At 38.6% G+C, this 23,989-nt stretch carries 28 protein-coding genes and 1 other annotated feature; of the genes, 16 read left to right on the top strand and 12 right to left on the bottom strand.

The genetic code is table 11. The annotated features are described in order from the left end of the window. Nucleotides 1-10: 10 nt before the first annotated feature. Together FAR12_RS00580 and FAR12_RS00575 are read left to right on the top strand one after the other, a co-directional pair. Entirely contained in the window at nt 11-1,750 is a 1,740-nt protein-coding gene (locus tag FAR12_RS00580; protein ID WP_126405294.1) for a tyrosine-type recombinase/integrase, read from the top strand. A 1-nt stretch (nt 1,751) separates the two neighbouring features. Beyond that, a complete protein-coding gene (locus FAR12_RS00575; protein ID WP_126405293.1) occupies nt 1,752-2,507 on the top strand; it encodes a hypothetical protein in 756 nt (251 codons plus the stop codon). A 71-nt stretch (nt 2,508-2,578) separates the two neighbouring features. On the opposite strand, the gene metG is transcribed toward FAR12_RS00575, so the two are convergent. Then, nucleotides 2,579-4,213 (bottom strand): methionine--tRNA ligase, encoded by a 1,635-nt coding sequence (gene metG / locus FAR12_RS00570; RefSeq protein ID WP_126405292.1) that lies wholly within the window; start codon nt 4,211-4,213, stop codon nt 2,579-2,581. A gap of 65 nt (nt 4,214-4,278) precedes the next feature. Continuing rightward, nucleotides 4,279-4,554 (bottom strand) — a binding site (T-box leader). 205 nt (nt 4,555-4,759) lie between these two features. Between metG and FAR12_RS00565 the strand changes: the two genes are divergently transcribed. From FAR12_RS00565 to yunB, 3 genes are all read left to right on the top strand, one after another. Then, the gene (locus FAR12_RS00565) at nt 4,760-5,161 is read left to right on the top strand and encodes a DUF72 domain-containing protein (protein ID WP_342772268.1); all 402 of its coding nucleotides are present in this window, start codon (nt 4,760-4,762) and stop codon (nt 5,159-5,161) included. Nucleotides 5,162-5,253: 92 nt separating this feature from the next. Then, nucleotides 5,254-5,556, top strand: coding sequence for a YunC family protein (locus tag FAR12_RS00560; RefSeq protein WP_126405291.1), 303 nt, complete (start codon nt 5,254-5,256; stop codon nt 5,554-5,556). Between the two features lie 113 nt (nt 5,557-5,669). Continuing rightward, a complete protein-coding gene (gene yunB / locus FAR12_RS00555) occupies nt 5,670-6,413 on the top strand; it encodes a sporulation protein YunB (RefSeq protein ID WP_126405290.1) in 744 nt (247 codons plus the stop codon). Between the two features lie 30 nt (nt 6,414-6,443). Here yunB and FAR12_RS00550 read toward each other — a convergent pair whose 3' ends face one another. The 6 genes from FAR12_RS00550 to FAR12_RS00525 form a co-directional block, all read right to left on the bottom strand. Then, nucleotides 6,444-7,151 (bottom strand): ABC transporter ATP-binding protein, encoded by a 708-nt coding sequence (locus FAR12_RS00550; protein ID WP_126405289.1) that lies wholly within the window; start codon nt 7,149-7,151, stop codon nt 6,444-6,446. Further along, nucleotides 7,138-7,932: an ABC transporter ATP-binding protein gene (locus FAR12_RS00545; RefSeq protein ID WP_126405288.1), complete on the bottom strand. Its 795-nt coding sequence runs from the start codon at nt 7,930-7,932 to the stop codon at nt 7,138-7,140. The genes FAR12_RS00550 and FAR12_RS00545 overlap by 14 nt, the downstream gene beginning before the upstream one ends. Then, nucleotides 7,922-8,872 (bottom strand): branched-chain amino acid ABC transporter permease, encoded by a 951-nt coding sequence (locus FAR12_RS00540; protein ID WP_126405287.1) that lies wholly within the window; start codon nt 8,870-8,872, stop codon nt 7,922-7,924. The genes FAR12_RS00545 and FAR12_RS00540 overlap by 11 nt, the downstream gene beginning before the upstream one ends. 12 nt (nt 8,873-8,884) lie before the next feature. Further along, on the bottom strand, nt 8,885-9,760 hold the full coding sequence (locus FAR12_RS00535; RefSeq protein ID WP_126405286.1) for a branched-chain amino acid ABC transporter permease: 876 nt from the start codon (nt 9,758-9,760) through the stop codon (nt 8,885-8,887). A 96-nt stretch (nt 9,761-9,856) separates the two neighbouring features. Then, the gene (locus FAR12_RS00530; protein ID WP_126405285.1) at nt 9,857-11,038 is read right to left on the bottom strand and encodes an ABC transporter substrate-binding protein; all 1,182 of its coding nucleotides are present in this window, start codon (nt 11,036-11,038) and stop codon (nt 9,857-9,859) included. A 263-nt stretch (nt 11,039-11,301) separates the two neighbouring features. Continuing rightward, nucleotides 11,302-12,264, bottom strand: coding sequence for a M23 family metallopeptidase (locus FAR12_RS00525; RefSeq protein ID WP_425456125.1), 963 nt, complete (start codon nt 12,262-12,264; stop codon nt 11,302-11,304). Nucleotides 12,265-12,484: 220 nt separating this feature from the next. Here FAR12_RS00525 and lipA point away from each other — a divergent pair, with 220 nt between their 5' ends. Both lipA and FAR12_RS00515 read left to right on the top strand, forming a co-directional pair. Continuing rightward, on the top strand, nt 12,485-13,405 hold the full coding sequence (gene lipA / locus FAR12_RS00520) for a lipoyl synthase (protein ID WP_126405284.1): 921 nt from the start codon (nt 12,485-12,487) through the stop codon (nt 13,403-13,405). 103 nt (nt 13,406-13,508) lie between these two features. Next, nucleotides 13,509-13,865 (top strand): hypothetical protein, encoded by a 357-nt coding sequence (locus tag FAR12_RS00515; protein WP_126405283.1) that lies wholly within the window; start codon nt 13,509-13,511, stop codon nt 13,863-13,865. A gap of 26 nt (nt 13,866-13,891) precedes the next feature. Here FAR12_RS00515 and FAR12_RS00510 read toward each other — a convergent pair whose 3' ends face one another. After that, nucleotides 13,892-14,458, bottom strand: coding sequence for a YhcN/YlaJ family sporulation lipoprotein (locus FAR12_RS00510; protein ID WP_126405282.1), 567 nt, complete (start codon nt 14,456-14,458; stop codon nt 13,892-13,894). Between the two features lie 126 nt (nt 14,459-14,584). Between FAR12_RS00510 and FAR12_RS00505 the strand changes: the two genes are divergently transcribed. Next, entirely contained in the window at nt 14,585-14,842 is a 258-nt protein-coding gene (locus FAR12_RS00505) for a YutD family protein (RefSeq protein ID WP_425456119.1), read from the top strand. A 26-nt stretch (nt 14,843-14,868) separates the two neighbouring features. Here the strand turns inward: FAR12_RS00505 and FAR12_RS00500 are convergent, their stop codons facing one another. After that, the gene (locus FAR12_RS00500; RefSeq protein ID WP_246010264.1) at nt 14,869-15,087 is read right to left on the bottom strand and encodes a hypothetical protein; all 219 of its coding nucleotides are present in this window, start codon (nt 15,085-15,087) and stop codon (nt 14,869-14,871) included. Nucleotides 15,088-15,150: 63 nt separating this feature from the next. Continuing rightward, nucleotides 15,151-15,417, bottom strand: coding sequence for a DUF3055 domain-containing protein (locus FAR12_RS00495; RefSeq protein ID WP_126405279.1), 267 nt, complete (start codon nt 15,415-15,417; stop codon nt 15,151-15,153). 156 nt (nt 15,418-15,573) lie between these two features. On the opposite strand from FAR12_RS00495, the gene FAR12_RS00490 reads away from it, so the two are divergent. Together FAR12_RS00490 and FAR12_RS00485 are read left to right on the top strand one after the other, a co-directional pair. Next, nucleotides 15,574-16,011 carry a DUF86 domain-containing protein gene (locus tag FAR12_RS00490; RefSeq protein ID WP_126405278.1) on the top strand — a complete coding sequence of 146 codons (438 nt, stop codon included), beginning with the start codon at nt 15,574-15,576 and terminating at the stop codon, nt 16,009-16,011. A gap of 52 nt (nt 16,012-16,063) precedes the next feature. Then, entirely contained in the window at nt 16,064-16,828 is a 765-nt protein-coding gene (locus tag FAR12_RS00485; RefSeq protein ID WP_126405277.1) for a TIGR01457 family HAD-type hydrolase, read from the top strand. A gap of 62 nt (nt 16,829-16,890) precedes the next feature. Here FAR12_RS00485 and FAR12_RS00480 read toward each other — a convergent pair whose 3' ends face one another. Next, a complete protein-coding gene (locus tag FAR12_RS00480) occupies nt 16,891-17,391 on the bottom strand; it encodes a phosphatidylglycerophosphatase A family protein (protein WP_126405276.1) in 501 nt (166 codons plus the stop codon). A 134-nt stretch (nt 17,392-17,525) separates the two neighbouring features. Here FAR12_RS00480 and yutH point away from each other — a divergent pair, with 134 nt between their 5' ends. The 5 genes from yutH to thrB all read left to right on the top strand — a co-directional run bounded on the left by yutH (nt 17,526) and on the right by thrB (nt 23,121). Beyond that, complete coding sequence (gene yutH, locus FAR12_RS00475) at nt 17,526-18,533, top strand: spore coat putative kinase YutH (protein ID WP_126405275.1); 1,008 nt, start codon at nt 17,526-17,528, stop codon at nt 18,531-18,533. Nucleotides 18,534-18,596: 63 nt separating this feature from the next. Continuing rightward, a complete protein-coding gene (locus FAR12_RS00470) occupies nt 18,597-19,562 on the top strand; it encodes a 2-hydroxyacid dehydrogenase (protein WP_126405274.1) in 966 nt (321 codons plus the stop codon). A gap of 291 nt (nt 19,563-19,853) precedes the next feature. Next, on the top strand, nt 19,854-21,152 hold the full coding sequence (locus tag FAR12_RS00465; protein WP_170972032.1) for a homoserine dehydrogenase: 1,299 nt from the start codon (nt 19,854-19,856) through the stop codon (nt 21,150-21,152). Beyond that, nucleotides 21,149-22,213: a threonine synthase gene (gene thrC / locus FAR12_RS00460; RefSeq protein ID WP_126405272.1), complete on the top strand. Its 1,065-nt coding sequence runs from the start codon at nt 21,149-21,151 to the stop codon at nt 22,211-22,213. Before FAR12_RS00465 ends, thrC begins: the two co-directional genes overlap by 4 nt. Next, nucleotides 22,210-23,121: a homoserine kinase gene (thrB, locus tag FAR12_RS00455; RefSeq protein WP_126405271.1), complete on the top strand. Its 912-nt coding sequence runs from the start codon at nt 22,210-22,212 to the stop codon at nt 23,119-23,121. Before thrC ends, thrB begins: the two co-directional genes overlap by 4 nt. Before the next feature lie 98 nt (nt 23,122-23,219). On the opposite strand, the gene FAR12_RS00450 is transcribed toward thrB, so the two are convergent. Continuing rightward, on the bottom strand, nt 23,220-23,495 hold the full coding sequence (locus FAR12_RS00450; RefSeq protein WP_246010263.1) for a NifU family protein: 276 nt from the start codon (nt 23,493-23,495) through the stop codon (nt 23,220-23,222). A 135-nt stretch (nt 23,496-23,630) separates the two neighbouring features. Between FAR12_RS00450 and FAR12_RS00445 the strand changes: the two genes are divergently transcribed. Next, nucleotides 23,631-23,957, top strand: a complete 327-nt coding sequence (locus FAR12_RS00445; protein ID WP_126405269.1) for a YuzD family protein — start codon at nt 23,631-23,633, stop codon at nt 23,955-23,957. Nucleotides 23,958-23,989: the final 32 nt, after the last annotated feature.

Raw genomic sequence — 23,989 nt, 5'->3', positions numbered from 1 at the left:
AGGCGGTTTTATGATAGAATCAACAGCTTTACAGAGAGCTTTAGAAACGATTGACGAATACAATGAGAGTCACTTTGATATAGAAAATTCTATTAAAGAAGCAAAAATAATCCTTCAATCTGAAATGGATTCAAAACATCTTAGTTCCTGCTATTTTGAGGAGATGAAATGGTATTTGGAAATTCCTTATGAATCCAAAAGAGAATCAATCGACTTCAATCAGATTAAGGATGCTATCCAGTTTAATAAGCATATTCCAAAGGATCAGTTTGTTGATATTGTAAAATGTTGGGTGTCTTCAAATTTAGATGAAGGATATAACCCACAAACAATTATAACGATGGTTAATGAATCATTGTTAGTATTCCTACAAATTACTAAAGGGCTTACTGAAAGAAATCAAGATGAACTTGCCGATGTTTTTCTAAATATGTCGGATAGTATGAGAAGATACGTATGTAGTGGGATGTTAAACTTTTTTGATTACTATAATGAATTTAGTTTTGATGTTGATGAATATATCTCTCTATTATATTCAGTTAAACCTAAATCCGAAAAAAGCGTTGTGAGAATAATCCCTCCGTCTAAAGATATTCTTGTTTTTTCAAAAGTCTTAGAAAATTATTTTTCAAGCAATCTGTCAGAGATAGAATACTTGAAATGGTTTTCGGTTTGGCTTTGGTGGAATCTAACAAATTTGATACCAATGAGACCAAGCGAATATTGCAACATTGAACGTGACTGCCTTATTGAAAATAACGGGAAGTATTACATTAAATTACCAAGACACAAAATAAAAGAAACTAATAAAAGAAGAATACAAATTTTGGATAAAATAAATATTCCTGAATCTCTCTATCAAAAGATAGAGGATTATAAAGAAAAAACTAACGGCTTTGGTAGAACAGATACGCTTATTTCCTACCTTTCAATACCAAATATGTTTGAAGGGAAGTATTGGATGCCTACTGATGGTACGTATTCAAAAAGGCTGAATCCATATAGATTTACAAATAGTATTTTTAGATCAGAGTTAAAAGCATTTTTTAATCTGATAGTGTTTGGTCAATACAATGTCACTTTGAATAGAAATCCGCTTGATTCAGATGTTATCTCCATTACTCAACAACTAAAGCCAGGAGATACCCGTCACCTTGCTTTTATAAATTTGAACAGGCAAGGCTACCATCCTGTTGAAATTGCACGACTTGGTGGACATACTTCAATAGATTCGCAAAATCATTATTTCAATCATGTTCAAAATTATGTGGATCTTGAAATATTAGAACTGATTTCAAATATTGATTTGGGAAGTTATAGTGAGAAGTTGGGAAATTCAGATGAACAACAAGATACTTCAATAGGAACATCTTTTATAGAAAAGTTTGTATTAAGACCTTCAAACTCTGATGTTAAAAATGAATTAGTAGACGGTTATTGCACAGATGAATTTCAGAATTGTATGGTTGAAGACTGTTGGGAATGTGATTCTTGGAGAATATCAAGAGAAGAATTGATGGAGAAGCAAAACCTATTAGCAAAGAAGTTAAATGAAAGTAAAGATGAAATCAATGATGTTGTGGCAAACCTAAGAAGTTTATATAACAACATATACAATTATACGAAAGATGAATTCTACTCTGCTGACAATCCTGAAATTAGAAAAGAATTGATTAATCGGTCAAAACGTATTGATAACGCTATAAAAAGGTATGTCAATTTGACCAAGGTAAAAGAAAGGATTGATTAAAATGGCAACGAGGGGTAGGAAATCCAAGTTATATGACGAAAAAGAAATTAGAAATATCGTTTATAGATACATTCAAGAAGAAAAGGTTACGGGTATGATCACGTATTCTGAAATGTATCGCTTTGCAAAGATACTGTACGAGAAAGGAGAGATTTCATATAAGTTGAGTGACGAGTTTTGGAGAAGACCAAATCGTCAGGGAAGAATGATTGTAGATGAAACAAACGAATCATACAAAGTTACTATCCAAGGAAAAAAGGTTGAACAAACAAAAGTGTTTGTAGATACTGAAGAATGTGTAAATAAGTTCTACTCTGGAAAAGCGAGTGATAAAAAAAGATTAATACAAGCACTAAAACTCAATGAAAAGAAAGCAAAAGAATCAAGTAAGTATCTGGAAAAGATAGATAAAATGAAGCAAGAAATAGTTGAACAAAAAGAAAGAGTCAAGGAATTAGAGATGTTGGTTGAACAGCAACAATCAATTCTGTTTTCTTGGTTCAATGCAAGTCATAAATCTGATGTTCCGTTAATTAACTTGTTGACAACTGGAAAGTCCAGACATCCAATTGTTGATTTGTTTTTTGAAACTGCGTTTTCTAATAAAGAGGAAGCCTATAGGAAGTTTGAGAAGTACAATAAAAACTTTAACAGTAGCAACCCTTTATCCAATCAAGCGGAACAAAATAAGGTAGTAACTCCAATGAGAAAAAGTAGAATAAAAAAGTTATCAGAGCAACACAACGTTAAAGACTAACCAGTCAGAAATAATTTTGAGTTAGGTAGATTTACGGGAAACCCAACTATCAGGGTTTCCCAAATATTCGTTTATATTATTTGTTTGTTTAATTTTTCAAGCTCTTCTTCAATTTTTATAGGATCTATTCGTTCAAATAACGGTTGTACATTTGACAATTGCTTCGACTCAACTAAGAATGCTTCCCACTTAGTCTCATTTATATTTATCATTTCTTTTACTTTGTTACTTGAAAAAGGAAGAAAAGGAGTTAAAATATGTGACAAATTAGCAATAAGATGAACACAATCTGCTAAAGTTTGTTCACAAGCCTCTATATCTTCATTAATTTGTTTCCAAGGTTGACGTTCATCAAAGTATTTATTTGAGAATCTGACAACTTCAAATACCTTTTCGATACCTTGTTTAAAAGAAGTTGTTTCGATACACTTACCTACATCATTGTATAAGTGGTTAATTTTATTTTTTATATTTAAAGAAATATCTTTTTGAGGAATGTTGCCATCAAAAGACTTTTCAATAAATTTTAATGTTCGATTTATGAAGTTTCCGTATGCCCCTAATAACTCACTATTGTGGCTATATATGAATTCTTTCCAAGAGAAATCAGCATCTCTGTTCTCTGGTGCATTAATTGTTAGGAAATAACGTATGGAATCTGGATCGTATCTTTCTAATATATCTGGAACCCATACTGCCCAATTTTTACTTGTAGACAATTTTTTCTTTTCTAAAGTCAAATATTCGTTTGAAACTATATGTGTTGGTAATGCATCTATTCCAAGACCAGATAGAATTCCCGCCCATATAATTGAATGGAATGGGATATTGTCTTTCCCATGAATGTAATAAGATGTCGTAGAAGCATTCCAGAACGGTGTTGCATCATTGTTTGTTTCCTTCTCCCATAGCTTACTTGCTGTATAATAGCCTGAAACTGCCTCAATCCAAACATAAATCTTCTTATCTTCATATCCTGAAACTGGAACACTAACTCCGATAGACAGATCTCTTGAAACGGCTCTATCTTGTAGACCTTCCTTTAAATAACGTTTAGTTAGGGAAATTGCATTTTCCCGCCAAAGACCATTATCCTCGGCTTCCTTTGTATAGGTCTCCAAATTAGATTGAAAAGAACTTAATGAGAAGTAAAAATGCTCAGTGAACCTCGTTGTAGGAGGATTTCCGCATATCTTACATTTTCTATTGAGCAAATCAAGTGGATCTAAAACTAATGAACAGTAATCACATTGATCCCCACGTGCATTAGCACCGCAATTAGGACATATACCTTCAACATAACGATCAGGTAGAAACTGATTGTCGTATTCGCAATATGTTTGTTCAATCTCTTTTTTGTAAATAAGTCCTTTTTCGAGTAGCTTTAAAAATATATCCTGAACGATTTTATGATGAAATTCGGTATCTGTTCTTGTATAGGTATCGTATGAGAAACCCAATTTTGCGTAGGAGTCTACAAATTCTTTATGATAACGGTCAGCAATTTCTTTTGGTGTTACACCCTCTTGTTTGGCTTTAATTGTAATTGGCGTTCCATTACAATCACTTCCTGATACATATAAAACATTCTCTCCCTTCATGCGGTAATACCTTGCAAGAATGTCTCCTGGTAATAAACCTGTAATATGACCTAAATGTAATGAGCCATTCGCATAAGCCCACGCACCGCCAATAAAGATACTCATAATTAGTAAAACCTCCATATAAATATTTTTTTGAAAAACAAAAAAACCTCGCCTTAACTGTAATAGTTAAGGACGAGGTTTGAATTCCACGTGTTACCACCTTATTTCGCAAATGGCTCACACCATTTGCCTCAACAAGTACGGAGTAATAGTAATAATTTACTCTTATACTGTGACTTTGATAACGAGTGTCAAGACTCGTCGAATCCTACTTATACAATAGTATGTTCAGAACGAAGCTCGGAGACCATTGTTCAAATGAGTGTTTTTGCTTCTTTTCAGCTACCGAAGCTCTCTGTGAAAAACGTAATCATTTTACTTTTTCTCTTCATTGCCTTTATTTGTTAATTGTTTTGATAATTACCATTAGCTTATACAATGTTTTTAATAAAGTCAATATTATAATTGTTTGTTTCAAAAGGTGAAAATATTAATTATATGTATGAATATCTATAACTTTAAGTGAATCTATATTTGTTTATTTATCATAATTAAACGATAGATTTTTCATTTTATTGAATTAGACACAATCTGTATTTGGTTGAAATGAATCCAACGCATGATATTATAATAAAAAGGGAATTTCACACAACTGTTAAGCAAATCCTGTTCTCGGAACCTCAATCTGGAGAGGGATCGATTCCTACGGTATTAACTCCGACTACGACTGACAAGGTTCTTGTCCGCTTCCACGGGAGAAATGTTCATGGTTGGCAGAAGAGAACCGATGTAAACTGGCGTGAGGTTCGCTATTTGTATCGATACAATCATGCGGAACTAGAAGAGTGGGCCAATCACTTAGTTCAATTGCAGAAGGAATGTCAGGATGTATTTGTTGTGTTCAACAATAATTCTGGGGGAGATGCAGCAGATAATGGAAAGCAGATGCTGGAAATTATGAAGATTGAATATGATAATTTAGCACCGAGGCAATTGGATTTGTTTTGAGGACTTTCCAAGTAATGGTTGGCATACTTGCCTACACGATTTTCCTGCTTTCTACATAACTTGTTAGAGAGAGGAAAGGAGTGTGTTGAAAAATGATCGATGTATCCCCAATCGATATCAGTGGTCACACCTTTTTGAGCATATCTGTTGTGTTGCCTAAAACCAATTTGCTTGTTGTCACAAGTGATAAAGGATATATTATGTGCGGTGCGTTAGACGTCGCTTTATTAAATGAAAAGCTAAAGGACCGAAAAATCATTGCAGGTAGAGCTGTGGGTGTGAAAACGATCGAGCAATTGCTGGAGGCTCCTCTAGAGTCTGTTACGTACGAGGCCGAGGCTCTCGGGATTCATAAAGGAATGGTCGGAAAAGAAGCAATGCTAAAAATGATCTAAGGTCATAATAAATGGTACCGATATAAAACAGCTTGTACCACAACATTTCGTTATAAAATAGAGATAGTCCCTCCTTTTACAGCATACATATAGCTTGTAAAGGGGGGATTGTTTTGGCTAAATTTCGCGGTCGTATGCCGCGGAGAGGTCCGTTGCCGTTCAGATATGTTTTGTTACTCACCCTTGTTTTTTTCGTGTTCTCCACGACGGCAGGGTTATGGATTATTAATAAAGGGCTAAAAGATACGTTGATGGCCTATGCATCATCACAAACGGTACAAATCGCCTCTCTCATTATCAATAATGCAATTTTAGAAACGAAAACAGAGGATATTAATAATATCATCATTGTTGATCCAGAAACGTCCACGGCAAATTTTGATACGGAAAAAATCTTAACCAAGCTCGGGGAAACAACCCGTTTAATTTTAAATAATATTAAAACGGCAGAAGGCGGGGATTTGGGAGAGATTGAAACACTTTCAGACGTTGAATTCGATCCTGAGAAGACAAAGGATGAAGATGGGATCGTCTATTATGTCCCTTTAGGACAGGCGACCAATAATGCTCTGCTCGGAAATTTAGGTCCGAAAATCCCAATTCGTTTTACCGCAATTGGCCACATGGAATCTGATATTGAAACGGAATTTGAGGAAATTGGAATCAATAATATTTATATTCAGGTTAAAATTAAGTTAAAGGTTAATGTCCAAGTGATTATTCCATTTGCTACTGATGAGGCAGTACTTGAGCAAGAAATTCCGATTGCATTAGGAGTTATCAAAGGTGAGGTTCCGCAGTTTTACAATAATGGTGGGGAAGGGGGAGCACCATCGTTGGAGATTCCTGTGGACTAATAAAAGGGGATGTCTCATAGAGACATCCCTTTATAGTCCACCAAGATAGGCTTCTTTAATTTGTTCACTTGCTTGTAGTTCGGCTGCAGGTCCAGAAGCGACGACGCTTCCTGTTTCAATGACATAAGCTCGGTTTGCTACAGAAAGAGCCATATGGGCATTTTGCTCAACTAAAAGAATTGTTGTGCCTGCACGATTAATTTCCTCAATTATTGAGAAAATGGTTTTTACCATTAAGGGAGCGAGTCCCATCGATGGTTCATCAAGAAGAAGCAACTTAGGTTTCGCCATAATCGCTCTTCCCATTGCCAGCATTTGCTGTTCTCCTCCTGAAAGAGTGCCGGACAACTGCTTTTTTCGTTCTAGAAGTCGAGGGAAAAGCTCATACACTCGCTCGAAATCCTGCTTAACTCCTTGCGAATCCTTTCTTAAGTAAGCACCTAATTGAAGATTTTCTTCCACCGTCATATTGGCAAAGACGCGGCGACCTTCAGGAACATGGGATATGCCCGCTTTAACAATTGATTGAGCTGGCTTTCCTGCAATTGAATTCTCTAAATATTGGATTGTTCCCTTTTTAGGTTTAAGCAAACCAGATAATGTTTTAAGAAGTGTGCTTTTTCCCGCCCCATTGGCACCGATTAATGTTACAATTTCACCTTCATGAACTTCTAATGAAACGCCCTTAAGTGCTTGGATATTTCCATAATATACGTCAATTTGGTCAACTTTCAGCATGGCTTTCTGCTGCCTCCTCTCCTAAATAGGCTTCAATAACTTTAGGATTGTTACGGATTTCATTTGGTGTGCCTTCTGCTATTAGTTGGCCATGGTCTAGTACATAAATTCTTTCACAAATTCCCATCACCAATTTCATATCATGCTCAATTAAGAGGATGGTCAAATTAAATTTTTCACGAACAAAAGCGATTAATTCCATTAATTCATGCGTTTCTTGAGGATTCATCCCGGCAGCAGGTTCATCAAGCAGCAATAGCTTTGGTCCTGCAGCTAAGGCTCTGGCAATTTCTAAGCGACGTTGCATCCCATATGGAAGATTCTTTGCTTTTTCATTTAAATATGGTTCTAGTTGAAAGATTGTTAGAAACTCGATTGCTTTTTCCTCCATCTCTTTTTCCCCAGAAAAGTGAGAAGGTAAGCGGAAAATCGAGCTAACTATTGAATGCTTTGCTAACGAATGATAGGCAACTTTAACATTGTCCAAGACCGAAAGCTCGTTAAAAAGACGAATGTTCTGGAATGTTCGGCTAATGCCCTTACGAGTTACTTGATAAGGAGCTAGGCCATTTAAACGCTGTCCTTCAAGGGAAATATCCCCTTCAGTAGGTACATAAACGCCTGTTAATAAATTGAAACATGTTGTTTTCCCTGCACCGTTCGGACCGATAAGACCAACAAGTTCTCCTTGGTGGATTTCCATATTGAAGTCCCAAACAGCCTTCAATCCGCCGAATTGGATTCCTGCACTTTGAACTTTTAACAAAGGGCTACTTCCCATATGAGTTACCTCCTTTTGCACCTTTCCACTTTCCAAACAGGTCGGTGACTTCTCGAGTACCCATTAATCCCTGTGGGCGATAAAGCATGACGAGAACTAGGACGACGCTGTAAATAATCATACGAGTCTCTGGATAGTCCTGTAGGAAGGTTGAAACAACTGTTAATAAAATCGCGGCGATTACTGAGCCAGATAAACTTCCTAATCCACCTAAAACAACAAAGATCAAAATATCAAAGGATTTTAAGAAGCCAAAGTTACCGGGCTGAATAATATAGAAGTTATGGGCGAATAACCCGCCAGCAATACCGGCAAAGAATGAACCTAAAGCAAAGGCGACAACTTTATAGTAAGTGGTATTAATGCCCATTGCATCAGCTGCAATCTCATTTTCACGAACGGAAATACAGGCACGACCATGTCTAGAATTCGTAAAGTTTGTAATGACTGTAATCGTAATGAATAGGCAAATGAATGTATAAGTCCAAGTTGTTAAATGGGTAACTTGCATTCCTGAAGCCCCGCCAACGTAGTCAATATTCAAAAAGACAATTCGAATGATCTCTCCAAAGCCTAGTGTGGCAATTGCTAAATAATCTCCTTTTAAGCGAAGACTCGGGATTCCAACGAGAAGACCAGCTAAGGCTGCAACAATTCCACCAGCTAATAGTGCCAATGGAAAAGGAAGCTGAAACTTCATTGTAATGATGGCGGAAATATAAGCGCCAACGGCTAAAAAGCCAGCGTGCCCAATTGAAAATTGCCCAGTAATTCCGATAACCAAATGCAAGCTTACCGCCAAAATAATATTAATTCCGATAAAAATAAGGGTATTCGCATAAAAAGGATTTAAAATTCCACCGTTGATGAGAAGCTGTATGACCCCATAAATGACTGCTGATAGGACGACATATATCCAAAATCCTTTTACCTTTTTCATAGACTTCTTCACCTACACTTTCTCTCTTGCATTTTTTCCGAAGATGCCGGAAGGTCTGAATAACAAGATTAAGATTAGGATAATAAACGCCGCTGCATCTCTCCACTGGGAAAAACCTAATGCACTAACGATGGTTTCAACGACACCAAGAACAAGACCACCGACCATTGCTCCCGGAATAATGCCAATCCCACCTAAAACGGCAGCAACGAAAGCTTTCACCCCAGGAATGACACCCATGAGTGGTTCGATTTTCGTATAATACACTCCGAAAAATACACCTGCTGCACCTGCTAATGCAGAACCTATTGCAAAGGTTGCAGAAATTGTTGTATTGACATTAATTCCCATCAGTTGTGCTGCTTCCATATCATGCGAGACGGCACGCATTGCTTTCCCGATTTTCGTTCTATGTACAACAAAATGCAAAATAATCATAAGGACAATCGAAACAACAAGAATTAGAAGTGATTGGCTGCTTACTTGAATGCCGAAAAGGTCATAATTCTTGTTTGCTAAGACGTCTGGATAGGCTGCTGCTTGTGCACCGCGCACGTAGATAAATCCATATTCGATCAAGAGGGATACACCGATTGCTGTGATTAAAGCGGCGATTCGAGTCGCATTTCTAAGTCGCTTATAGGCGATCCGTTCAATTAAGACACCGAAAACAGCACAGACTGCCATTGCGAGTAGCAATGCAGGAAAAAAGCCAAGTCCCCATCCAGCGATCGCATAAAATCCAACAAATGCACCGATCATAAAAACATCGCCATGAGCAAAGTTAATGAGCTTGATAATCCCGTATACCATGGTATAGCCAAGTGCTATGAGTGCATAGATGCTTCCGAGTGAAATCCCATTAATTAATTGCTGAATCCATTCCATCAAATTTTCACTCCTTTTAAAAAGGCTGTATTCTGTTCCTTAGTTGCTCATAAGAAATGGGAGGATAAAATCGTCCCCCCATTTCTCAGTCTCATCTTAAGGATTTACTTTAGATTTGAATACTTGCTCACCGTTTTTGTATTCTAATACAGTCGCTGATTTAGTTGGGTTGTGTAGTTCGTCAATTGTAATTTTTCCTGTAATAAGCGATAGATCCTTAGTTTCTGCTAGAGCATCTTTAATTTTTTCTTTATCTGTCGTCGTACCAGCACGGTCCATTGCATCAACTAGTAGGTATACAGAGTCATATCCTAGTGCGTTGAAAGCATCAGGCTTAGCACCGTCATATTTTTTAGAGAATGCTTCAACAAATTTTTGAATCGTTTCATCTGGGTCACCAGAAGAATAGTGGTTCGTAATATAAGTATTGTTAAGGTTTTCTGCCCCTGCTAATTCAACTAGTGTAGGAGAATCCCATCCATCTGCTCCCATTAACGGAACATCGATACCTAATTCGCGAGCTTGTTTAACAATTAAGCCTACTTCTTCATAATAACCAGGGATAAAGATAAACTCTGGTTCAGCTGATTTTAAATTCGTTAATGTAGAACGGAAGTCTGTATCATCAGCCATATAGGATTCTTCTGCTACAACTTTCCCGCCAGCAGCTTCAAAAGTCTCTTTAAATGATTTAGCAAGTCCTTTTGCATAGTCACTTGCGTTGTCCGCATAAATTGCTGCATTCTTAATGCCTAAATCAGTTGCAAAGTTTGCTGCTACTTTTCCTTGGAATGAATCGATGAATGAAGTACGGAAAACATAGTCAATTACGTTTCCATCTGTACCTAATGTTAAGTCATCGGCCGTACCAGATGGGGTAATCAAAATAGTTTTGCCTTCATCCGCGATTTGCGTTTGTGCTTTGGTGTTACCGCTTGTAGCAGAACCGATAATAGCAGTTACTTTATCTTGGTTGACTAATTTAATTGCTGCATTCGTAGCTTCTGAACCTTCAGACTTATTGTCAACAGGTACTACTTCTAGTTCTTTTCCATCAACGCCACCTGCGGCGTTAATTTCTTCGATAGCTAAATCAATACCTTCCTTAATTCCTTCACCGTAGGAAGCAACTGCACCTGAGAGTTCTAAGTTGGCACCGATTTTGATCGTATCGCCTCCACCGTCACTGCCTCCAGTTGTTTCATTGCCGCTTGCACATCCAGCAAGGACACCGGCAAATAATACAGATGTCATCAGTAGCTTCGAAATCTTTTTCATTATGAAATTTTTCCCCCTTTTTTGTTATTTAACTATTCTGATAAATTAAAACAAACTTTCGGAACAAACTATTCCAGAATAGAAAAATAATTTTAAATATTTGTTCACTACCAGTATTTTAGATCATAGATTTCTATTCGTCTAGATAATTTTTTGTCAATTAATATATTTCTGAATACTAAATATATTGTTTTTTATCAAATAAAAGGGAAGATATTGTGCAAAATGAAAGAGCTACCATTTTTAGGTAGCCCTCAAAAAAATTATTTCTTTCTAGCTTTCTGACGATCCTGTCTCTCCCAAAGTCGAAGATGTGGATAAGGATCATATGACCATTCGGTGAAGCCATTATCTTTGTACATACCATAATGGAGGTGTGGTGGGAATTTTCCGGACGTTCCTGGGGGTCCATAGCCTGAACTTCCAACACCACCGATCAACATTCCAGGTTCAACTACTTGTCCAACTTTTAAGTTTTTCTCAAAGCCACTCAAGTGGGCAAAATAATGATAGTTATTATTGATATCTCTTATTCCCACTCGCCAACCACCATAGCGGTTCCAACCCTTCATTTCCACAATCCCGAAACAAGTTGCGCGTACGGGAACGCCATAATCAGCAAAAATATCGGTTCCTTCATGAATTCTTCTACCTCCCCAGCCGCGCGCGTCACCCCAAGTGTTTTTGTAGCTATGGTTACTTTTATAAGGGACCGGGAAAGCATGTCCTTCCAAATCGATTCTTCCAAAATGCTTATAGATTTTTGATTTATCAATAATTAACCCAACTGCCTTGTCACGCTTATAATAATCCCAAAGACCGATTTTGATATTATCATGATCGACCCCATACTGCAGAAGATACTGGGCAAACGCTTGGATAACATCTTCATCATTATGAAGATCGGCTTTTCCGTCTCCATTTCCGTCATATCCAATCCCATTGAAAAATTTGATCGAGGTAGGATTTTGATCTTCTAGATTGGGATTAAGAATACCGACCCATTCCTCCGGTTTAAAATAAATCCCTGTAATTCCTTCAGCTTTTGGTATATCTTTTCGCGCTGAACGGACATTTCGTTCGTATTGGTCGATAGCAGCTATGTAGTACCAGGGAATATTGGTAACCGCTTCTACTTTTTTGTATAGGGTCATACGTTGCGCATACACTTCGTTTTGATCCTCAGCATGAACGGGAACTGACCCTAGTACTAGGAAAACGATAATAATGGATATATATAATCGACGATATCCCACAAGAATCCTCCTCGTAGACTAGATTCACATTCATTAGTTTGTGACCAATGAATGGAATAAATAAATATCAATAAATGGTAATCCTTGAATTGGTCAGTTTGCTTGTTCTTCATGTTTTGTTGTGATAAAGTTGCATGAGAAGAGATACATAACATCACGAACGGATCATGGTAAGGATGGTGTAGAGAAAATGAGTCAAAACCAAGAGTATTTACGTAAACCTGAGTGGTTAAAAATAAAGCTAAACACGAATGAAAATTACACAGGCTTGAAAAAAATGATGCGTGAGAAGAGCCTTCATACGGTCTGTGAAGAAGCAAAATGCCCGAATATTCATGAGTGCTGGGCTGTACGTCGTACGGCGACTTTCATGATTTTAGGGGATACTTGTACGAGAGCTTGTCGTTTCTGTGCTGTTAAAACTGGACTTCCAACTGAGCTTGATTGGGCAGAACCAGAAAGAGTAGCAGATTCCGTTGTTCAAATGAATTTAAAGCACGTAGTTGTTACTGCTGTTGCTCGTGACGATTTAAAAGATGGTGGTTCAGCGGTGTTTGCTGAGACAGTTCGCGCTATTCGAAGAAAGAGTCCTTTTACAAGTATTGAAGTTCTTCCTTCAGATATGGGTGGCGTTTACGAAAATCTTGAAATGCTAATGAACGCGAAGCCAGATATTTTGAATCATAATATCGAAACAGTTCGTCGATTGACTCCAAGAGTTAGAGCACGCGCGAAATACGACCGTTCTTTAGAATTTTTAAGAAGAGCAAAAGAAATGTACCCGAATATTCCAACGAAGTCTAGTTTAATGATTGGTTTAGGCGAGACAAAAGAGGAAATTATCGAAACAATGGACGATTTAAGAGCCAATAACGTTGACATAATGACGATTGGCCAATATCTACAGCCATCTAAGAAGCATTTACCAGTGCTGAAGTATTATCATCCAGATGAATTCCAAGAGCTTAAAGAAATTGCTCTAAGCAAAGGCTTCAGCCATTGTGAGGCAGGTCCAATGGTTCGCTCTTCTTACCATGCAGATGAGCAAGTAAATGAGGCAACAAAGCATAAACAAATGCTCGCTGAAAAAGCAGCAGCAAAAGAAGCGTAATAAATAGACTGTTTCTGAAAGCTCTTGGATGGGTTATGGAAACAGTCTTTTTTGTTGACTTGTTCTTTTGGATTCGGTCATGACAAGGGAGAAGGAACCATAGTTGACCGACAAAGGCAATTTGTACGCCAAGATGAGAGAGAAAGGGTCAGAGTTGACCGACAAAGGTAATTTGCACGCCAAGATGAGTGAGAAAGTGGCAGAGTTGACCGACAAAAGTGATTTGCACGCCAAGATGAGAGAGAAAGGGTCAGAGTTGACCGACAAAAATAATTTGCACGCCAAGATGAGTGAGAAAGGAGTCAAGTTGACCGACAAAAGAGAAATGCACGCCAAGATAAGGGAAAAAGAGACAAAGCTGACCGACAAAGTAGAGCGAACCCCCATAATACCCCTAGTGCACCCGCCAGCCCCCAAAATAAACGTCTGTCCGAATCGTCCGGACAGACGTCTTACTTGAATCTAAGTATATTTGCGACACAAAAATTATTTCCCTTGTGGAGATTTTTTCATTTCCTTAATAAGCTCGTCAATCGCGTATTCTGTTCGCATGCTATCAGAATCCATCGTCGCAAAGTTTTCAACATTTTTTCGTAAATTGGTGTTATCCGTTACGAAAATTTGATACCAGCGAGGAACGACAGACATCGCTGTCTTTTTTACTTGATCCGCTACAGTTGAGCGATTGTCAGAGTTTGTAGCATACACAACTAATACCTCTTCACTTGTAACCAAAGTCGAAACATCATCCACATTCGGAATGTCGGTACACAGTTTACTAATTGTATCAGCAAGTTTTTCCCTATCTAAAGGGGTATAATGGTCATTAGAAACCTGTTGACCAGTAACGGGACTTCTTTGATGACGGACATAACCGAAATCCTCGGAAACATCTTTACCATTTTTATTATAAATATCCGCTCGCTGATCATTAACATTTATGGTGTTGCCACTTTCCTGATAAAGGCCATCTTTGGCTGCTTGGTTATTGTTATTACAAGCTGCTAAAAGTGAAAGGCTAAGTAAGCAGATTAATGGGATTATTTTGTTCATGATCTACACCTCCATTTGTAGTATGACCAATATTTAATTTTTTCTCTTAGTAATTGATGGTGAATAGTTTATAATGTAAACATAGTGTGCCAAAAAGAGGTGACGGAATTGATTAACATTAACAATATGAGTTACGAGATTATAGAAGAAAGAGGGGAAGGCTTTAACGAAGAGGCTTTCCAAAATAGATACAGCGATATTTTAAGTAAGTACGATTATATCGTCGGAGATTGGGGCTATGGACAGCTTCGATTAAAAGGTTTTTATGATGATAAAAATCAAAAAGCTACATTTGATACGAAAATCAGTATCCTAACAGAATATATTTATGAATTCTGTAATTTCGGCTGCTCGTATTTTGTTATTAAAAAGGTGCAAGGCTAAAGCTATCAGTGGATCCCACTGATAGCTTAGCTCTGATCGTCATCCATTTGTCTAGGCAAATCCTCATGCAATTGTTCGTTCTCGTAACCAAAGCTCCGATAAAATTTTTGCCCTTCTTGTAATTCCTTGTTTTTAGCGATATCATCACGATTGATAGGCGAACCGTAAGGACCCTCAGGAAATTCTTCTGATGTAAGTAGGTTCTTTTGTTTTTCCACGCTTTTAAAATCCTTATATTGCTCCATATTTATCACCTCTCGCTTAGTCTTGCCCATTAGGTCCGAAAAAAAAGAAGGCTCTTAGCCTCCTTAAACGATTTCATATAAAAAATCTCGCAGTTCCGCTGCGTCTTCTTCCGATAAATTAAAAGCATACTCTAGATAACCTTCTTCTTTTAAGTCATCCTCACCAATAATGGCAAAACGACTGCCCTGCAAATCCATGACGATCTGCTTTCCATAATGGCGATCTGACTGAAGAATGGCTAAATCAAAACGTGTATTTTCTCCTGTAAAACTAACAAATCGGGTTCTGGTGTCAACTAAATCATTATATAAATAAAATCTTTCCGACATTGTATTCCTCCTCTAAAAAAACGGTTTCTTCCATCTTATCAAAAATTACCATGAAGGCGAAATTGTTTCTTTCGATTCCAGCGTAAAATATACGAGAAGTCAAAATTGTGCTACAATAACGTTGTCACTATAGCAACACGTGAAAGGTCGGATCATATGTATTTTGTGGATAGAGAAAAGATTGAAACCATTTTAGGTTATATTGAACAACAATTATTTTTGTTTGAAAATACGAATCAATGGGAAACACCTCTTGAAAAAGCCGCTCTTGAACGAATTTGCCATACGATCATTGAAGGGATTCTAGACGTTGGTAATGCTGTTATTGATGGTTTTATTATGCGAGATCCTGGTAGCTATGAAGACATAATCGATATTTTAGATGATGAAAAAGTGGTATCGAAGGATACGATTGAAGGGTTGAAACTGATCATTCAAAACCGTAAACAGTTAGTGCAAGGGTATACAGAGGTTGATCATCAAGCCGTTTTCAACTCGTTTTTGGAGCAGAAGGAAGCGCTTAAACAGTTTGCACCAAGTGTAAGACAGTATTTAATTGAAGAGTTAGGGCCGGTTACGGCATTTAGAAATTAGTGACGCTCTCTTGAAGAGCGTTTTTCCATTTTCCAACTTAGGAGTGATAGAGATGAAAAAATATAAAGGATACTTAATCGACCTGGATGGGACGATGTATCGCGGAACCGAACTCATACAGGAAGCGGCAGATTTTGTGAAAAAGTTGAAAGCGGAGAATATCCCGTATTTGTTTGTGACGAATAATTCATCAAGAACACCTGCTCAGGTGGCAGAAAAGCTCCGGAATTTTTCGATTCCTGCCGAGGAAGAGCAAGTTTTTACAACAAGCCAAGCAACGGCTAATTACATAGAAGGACTTAATAGTGATGCATCCATATATGTGATTGGAGAAGAGGGACTCCATACAGCCATTGCTGAAAAAGGGTTCCAACTTGCTGAGGAGAATGCGGACTATGTAGTCGTTGGGATTGACCGTGAAATCAACTATGAAAAGCTGGCGACTGCTTGCTTGGCGGTTCGTAATGGTGCAACTTTCATTTCGACAAATGGGGATGTTGCCCTACCGACGGAGAGAGGACTTTTGCCTGGGAACGGCTCTATCACTTCTGTGATTACCGTCTCAACAAAGACAAATCCAATCTTTATCGGCAAGCCTGAATCGATTATTATGGAGCAAGCATTAGCCGTAATTGGGACAAAGAAAGAAGAAACATTAATGGTTGGGGACAATTACGATACGGATATTATGGCGGGCATCAATGCTGGGATGGATACATTATTAGTGCATACGGGTGTGACGAAAAAAGAGCATCTCTCCGCGTATGATGTGCAGCCGACCTATGTGGTTGACTCGCTGGATGAGTGGGAAGTATAAGGGTTTTCTTGAAATTAGACAAATACAAAAAGCGGGAGAGCACGTTCTCCCGCTTTTCCTTATCACTCTGTATTTTGAGCGCGATGAGCTAGTCGACTTGAAGCGGCGGCTGCAATGGCGCCGACGATATCATCGAGGAACGTATGGCAATGCCCGCTTGCTTTGTCATTTAGTCGATCTAATATGCCAGGCTTCATTTTGTCGATAAAGCCATAATTGGTAAAACCAATGGAGCCATACACGTTAACAATGGAGAACGCCAATATTTCATCGATCCCATATAGACTTTCGTCTGTAGCTAACATCGTTTGTAGAGGCTCCTCTAACATTTTCTTTTCTGCTAAAATATCGAGCTGGATGCCTGTTAGAATGGCATTTTGAACCTCTCTCTTTGATAAAACTCTTTCCACATTATTAATGCATTCTTCCATTTGTAAATTAGGGTGATATTTTTCTTGAAGATAAAATACGAGGTCTGCGATATCTTGAATCTGCACGCCTCGCTCCTCGAGCCATTTTCTTGCTGTTTTCTCCACAATATCTACATTTCTTTGTTCGGACATAAGCTTCACCTTTTCTTCATGTATTTGCGAAATTCTATTTAGATAGAATATGCAGAACAAAATGGTTTTATCATTTCCCCTTACATCTATTCATATACATTTGGTAAGGACAAAAGAAGCGGTAGGTGGGAAAAATGCTTCAACGATTGATTAATCAATTATACGGAATTCATATACAAGAAGAATTTAAACACGGTCCATATAGTGCTTGTCAGGACCAAAACAATCTGTATCTTCTTATACCCGTTGGTGCAATGGAAGAAGATAGTGTGATCGAATTAGAACGGTTAACTAGTCATCTCAAGCAGTATGGGGATGCGAGTGTTTGCCAATTTTTAAAATCAAAAGATGGGAAAAACATCGTTGAATGGGAGCAAAGTCGCTATTGTGTGCTTGCAAAGGCTTCTTCTGAAACAAGGCCATTAAAAAGGCTAGGTAGGAAACTGGCCAAATTTCACTATAGAGGGAGAGCTGTTCCCTTTGAAATAAGAAACATAAACCGAATTGGGATGTGGAAAACGTTTTGGGAGCAACGGTTAAATCAAATGGAAAACGTATGGAATGGGCAAATTATGCAGTCACCAGAAAATGAATTTGAAAGGTTGTTTATAGAGTCCTTTCCATATTATATGGGACTTACGGAAAACGCCATTCAATACTTAAGTGACACAGAGCTTGATGATCAACCAGCATTCGTGGACAGCGGTACGGTTTGTCACGAACGCTTCTCTGTGCAAACTTGGGGTGATAGTCTTACGATGAAGAATCCATTTGATTGGGTCTTCGATCATTGTGCAAGGGATTTAGCCGAGTGGACCAGGGAACGCTATTTCCACAATATTAAAACGTATGAGCCTGCTGTGAGACAATTTTATCAAGACTATGCCACGATCACAACATTATCATCCTTTTCTTGGCGATTAGTTTATGCTCGCCTGCTTTTTCCACTGCATTATTTTGAATGCATCGAGGATTATTATATTACTGGTTCTGAACAGCAAAGGCATGTTTCGGAAGAACGGTTAAAGAAATACTTGGATCAAACCCGTGAACATGAGGAATTTCTCAGAGACTTTTTTACATTAGCTGAGGTCCCAACAAGAAGATATCAAATTCCAGAGGTCGAATGGCTTAAAAGATGAGTCCCTTTTAAAATGGCTCATCTTTTTTTATAATTGAGAAAAAGGAAATAAAAGGAGAAACAGATGAAGCCGTATATTTACATAACAAGAAGACTGCCAGATGAAGTTATTGCTCAGCTCCTTGAAAAATATGAAGTGAAAATGTGGGAGAAAGAGGATGTGGTTGTGCCACGTTCAGTATTACTAGAGGAAGCAAGCCGTGCTGATGCGTTATTGACAATGCTTTCTGACCAAGTGAATGAAGAACTATTTTCAGTGAGCACGAAGCTCAAGATTGTCGCAAACCTAGCGGTGGGCTTTGATAATATCGACCTCGCAGCAGCATCCGCGCATGGTGTGGCAATATGCAATACACCAGATGTCTTAACGGATGCCACGGCGGACTTAACATTTGGCTTATTAATGGCAACAGCGAGAAGAATTGTCGAGGCCGCTGAGTTTGTCAAAGAGGGAAACTGGAAAAGTTGGAGCCCTCTCTTGCTTGCAGGCTATGATATTCATCATAAGACGATTGGGATCGTCGGAATGGGAAGCATTGGGGCTGCTGTTGCGAAAAGAGCCCTTGGCTTTGATATGAAGGTACTCTATCATAATCGTTCTAGAAAAGTAGAGCTAGAATCACAATTAGGAGCCGCTTATTGCTCTTTTGACGAGTTAGTCGAACAAGCAGATTTTATTGTATGCTTAACTCCGTTGACATCGGAAACAAGAAATCTGTTTACTCGAGCTGTCTTTAAGCGGATGAAAAACAATGCTGTGTTCATTAACGCTTCCCGTGGACCTGTCGTGAATGAAGAGGATCTCTATGATGCTCTAGTAGCGGGCGATATTGCCGCTGCAGGATTAGATGTGTTTGACAAGGAACCGATTGACAAAACCCATCCGTTATTAAGCTTGTCGAACGTCGTTGCCCTGCCACACATCGGAAGTGCTTCTATTGATACACGAATGAATATGATGAGGCTCTGCGTTGAAAACATCGATGCCGTTTTGTCTGGGAAAGAGCCAAAGACACTGGTGAAAAAATAATTTAGATGGGGATAACTTTCCGAAGTTATCCTCATTTTTCTTATTCAGAGTAGTTATCCACAATACGAACTCAAAATAATTTTCCCTAAAATGTATTCTAATAAGTTAGAATATTATTTATAAAAAGAAAATAAAAACATCTATGGAGGTATGAAACATAAGGGATTAAGCGATTACATAATTGGTTTCATATGGAAAATAACTATTGTCAAAAAAGCTTACACCTTTTATAATGTCTACTATGAGAAAACAGTTGTTTTTCTGGAAAGAACACAACAAGGAGGGATCGAGTTGGAAGCTATTTCAATCGGGTTATTAGGGCTCGGGACGGTTGGAACAGGAGTAGTAAAAATTATTGAAGATCACCAAGATAAGCTTATGCACCAAATTGGCTGTCCGATTAAAATAAATAAGGTTCTTGTGAAAGATTTAACGAAAGAAAGAGCTGTAGAGATAGCCCCAGAGTTGCTGACAACGAATGCCAAGGATGTTATCGATAATCCAGAAATTGATGTCATTATCGAAGTAATGGGTGGCGTCGATGAAACAAGAAACTACCTTTTACAAGCTCTCAAAAATAAAAAGCATGTTGTCACGGCAAACAAAGACTTAATGGCTCTGTACGGCTCTGAGCTACTGTCTGTTGCTGTGGAAAATAGCTGCGATCTTTTCTATGAAGCAAGTGTGGCTGGCGGAATTCCCATTTTAAGAAGCTTAGTGGACGGATTATCCTCTGATCATATTACGAAAATGATGGGAATAGTGAACGGAACAACGAACTTCATCCTTACAAAAATGACTAAGCAGGGCAGTGCTTATGAGGAAGTATTAAAGGAAGCTCAGAGATTGGGATATGCTGAAACAGATCCAACTTCTGATGTAGAAGGGCTAGACGCTGCGAGAAAAATGGTGATCTTAGCAACCCTCGGTTTTTCCATGAAAATTGATTTAGATGATGTAAGGGTACAAGGAATCACAAATATTACAGAAGAAGATCTTAAATATGCCAAGCAACTTGGGTATACGATGAAGCTCATCGGAATGGCGCAAATCGAGGATGATAAAGTAGAAGTTAGTGTTCAGCCTACCCTCTTGGGGGAAACGCATCCATTAGCGGCTGTAAATAACGAATATAATGCTGTCTATGTTTACGGAGAGGCTGTTGGAGAAACGATGTTTTATGGTCCAGGAGCTGGTAGTTTGCCAACGGCTACTTCCATTGTTTCCGATTTAGTAGTGGTATTGAAGAACATGGTATTAGGCGTGAATGGAAAAAGTATTATCTCTCCGCAGTTTGAAAAAAGGATGAAAGAGCCAAATGAAATACGTTCGAAGTATTTCTTAAGACTACATGTAATCGATGAGGTAGGCGTGTTCGCGAACATTACCTCCATCTTTACCAATCATGGGGTCAGCTTTGAAAAAATTCTACAGCTTCCTGTGAAGGAAAAAGGTCTCTCGGAACTTGTTGTCGTCACACATAGTACGTCTTTACAAGACTATGAAAAAATCTTAGTAGAACTAGAAGATTTACCATCTGTTCAACATATCAAAAGTTCATATCGAGTAGAAGGGAATGGCCATTCATGAGATGGAACGGGTTACTAGACGCCTATAAAGAATTTTTACCAATCAATGAGCATACACCGAAACTTACATTAAATGAAGGAAATACACCTCTCATCAAATTAGATAGACTCTCTGAGGAGTGGGGCGTTGAGCTTTATGTGAAGACAGAAGGAACAAACCCGACAGGTTCCTTTAAAGATCGCGGTATGGTTATGGCTGTAGCGAAAGCGAAAGAAGAAGGTAGCGATACGGTGATTTGTGCTTCAACGGGTAATACTTCAGCAGCGGCAGCAGCTTATGCCGCAAGAGCTGGAATGAGATGTATTGTCGTCATTCCTGAAGGAAAAATTGCAATGGGGAAGCTTGCTCAAGCCGTTATGTATGGAGCGGAGATTATTTCCATTGAAGGGAATTTTGATGAAGCCCTAAAAATGGTTCGCAATATCAGTGAGAAAGAGCCTGTAAAGCTTGTGAATTCTGTCAATCCGTATCGCCTTGAAGGGCAAAAGACAGGAGCTTTTGAAATTTGTGACCAGCTTGGTGGAGAAGCACCAGATGTTTTAGCGATTCCGGTCGGAAATGCAGGCAATATTAGTGCCTACTGGAAAGGCTTCAAAGAATATCATGAGGCAAAAAACACAAGCTTGCCAAAGATTCACGGGTTTGAAGCAGCAGGAGCGGCTGCAATTGTGCATAACCGTGTGTTTGAAAATCCTGAGACGATTGCGACAGCGATTCGCATTGGAAATCCTGCAAGCTGGCATTTAGCCGTTGCCGCTGCAGAAGAATCTCAAGGAATTATTGATGAGGTCACGGATGATGAAATTATTGCGGCTTATAAAAAAATTGCGAGCTCAGAAGGGATTTTTGCAGAACCAGGTTCTTGTGCTTCCTTAGCCGGTGTCTATAAGCATATTCAAAATGGAAAAATTGCAAAGGGGAGCAAAATCGTTGCGATTTTAACAGGGAATGGCTTGAAGGATCCAAATACTGCAATTGACTACAGTTCGATTAAACCGATTCTCCTTCCGAATGATGAAAAGGCGGTTGCTGAACATATTCGTGGGGTTGTTCACTCATGAAAGAAGGGGACATGCTGACGATTCAAGTCCCTGGAAGCACTGCGAACTTAGGACCTGGCTTTGATTCCATGGGTTTGGCACTAAACCTATATTTACGTTTAGAGGTAGAGAAATCAGACAATTGGAAAATTGTCATGGAATCAGAGGAGCTTGAGATTTTTCCAAAGGATGAGACAAATTACATTGTCCAAGTTGCTCTGCAAACGGCAGCAAAATATCAAAAAACACTGCCTAGCTGTACGATTAAAATGTCAAGTGAAATCCCGTTAGCAAGGGGGCTAGGCTCAAGTGCTGCAGCGATTATTGCCGGTATTGAGTTAGCCGATGCTGTGGGAGAGTTAAATTTAACTTTGGATGAAAAGTTTTTGATTGCGGCTGAGCTAGAAGGGCATCCAGATAATGTTGGTGCATCTCTTTTTGGGGGATTGGTCATCGGCAGTCAACGAGAGGCTGGAGTCGATGCAGTTGTCTGTCGCGACCTTCAGTTTGACTTAGTGGCGGTTGTTCCAAAAGAGGAGCTACTCACAAAGGATTCTCGCAATGTACTGCCGTTGGAATTGCCTTTTGCTGATGCGGTTCGAGCAGGCGCAGTTGGGAATGTACTGGTGGCAGCTTTGCTTAGAGAGGACTATTTTTTAGCAGGGAAGATGATGAGGCAGGACCTCTACCATCAGCCATATCGGAAAAAACTTGTTCCTCACTTACAGGAGATCGAGGATGTGGCCTATGATGCTGGCGCATTTGGGGTCGCCTTAAGTGGAGCAGGTCCAACTGTGCTTTGTTTTTGTGAAAAAGGTCGGGGCGAGGGGTTGAAAGAAAAGCTAGAGGACTACCATCCAGAAATGGCCTTTTATCAACTTAGAATTGATCAGGCCGGAAGCTCCGTGCAAATTCAAAAATATGTATGAACGTAGTCTACAATGTAAAAAACAAAGATCCATTAAGAAATGAATCCAAATAAAAAAAGCGATTTCGCTCGGGCGAGATCGCTTTTTAAAATTTCATTTTAGAATACTTGTTCAACTTCTACTACGCCAGGAACTTCTTCTAGAAGGGCACGTTCAATACCAGCTTTTAGGGTAATAGTTGAACTTGGGCATGAACCGCAAGCACCTAATAAACGTAATTTCACAATACCGTCTTCTACATCAACTAATTCACAGTCTCCTCCGTCACGAAGAAGGAATGGACGTAATTTATCTAATACATCTTGAACTTGTTCTAACATTTGCTCTGCCATCTTAATCGCTCCTTTCTTAATACTTATTATAATGTCTTCCATTTGAAAAATCTATTGAAATGCGTGAAATCCAATATTCTACATTTTAGGGGGATTCTCTTTTAGTTTGCCGTTTTCTCATTTCTAAATACTGGCTCCTTCGTGTACAATGAAAATAAGAAGCAGGGGGGAAGAATCATGACAAAAAAAGAAGTTGAAATTTTCGTTTATGGTGCAGAACAGCTTTGTCCTAGTTGTATCAATCTACCGTCTTCTAAGGAAACCTATGAGTGGTTGGAAGCCGCGGTAAGTAGAAAATTTCCGAATCAGTCCTTCAAAATTTCCTATGTGGATATCCACAATCCACCGAATGAGGATAGACAGAAAGACTTTGCTCAAAGAGTCATTGAAGAGGATATGTTTTATCCTGTTGTTTTAGTAGAAGATGAAGTGGTTGGAGAAGGAAACCCTCGATTAAAAACGATTTTTGCGGAGTTAGAGAAATTCGGTTATGAAGCTGAATGAAAATAAAAAGCGTTGTTCCCATTTTAGATGGA

It is taken from the genome of Bacillus yapensis, from assembly GCF_005280205.1.
In the GTDB taxonomy this organism is placed as follows: Bacteria; Bacillota; Bacilli; order Bacillales; family Cytobacillaceae; genus Robertmurraya; species Robertmurraya yapensis.
This window is presented reverse-complemented; position numbering and strand designations above follow the sequence as displayed.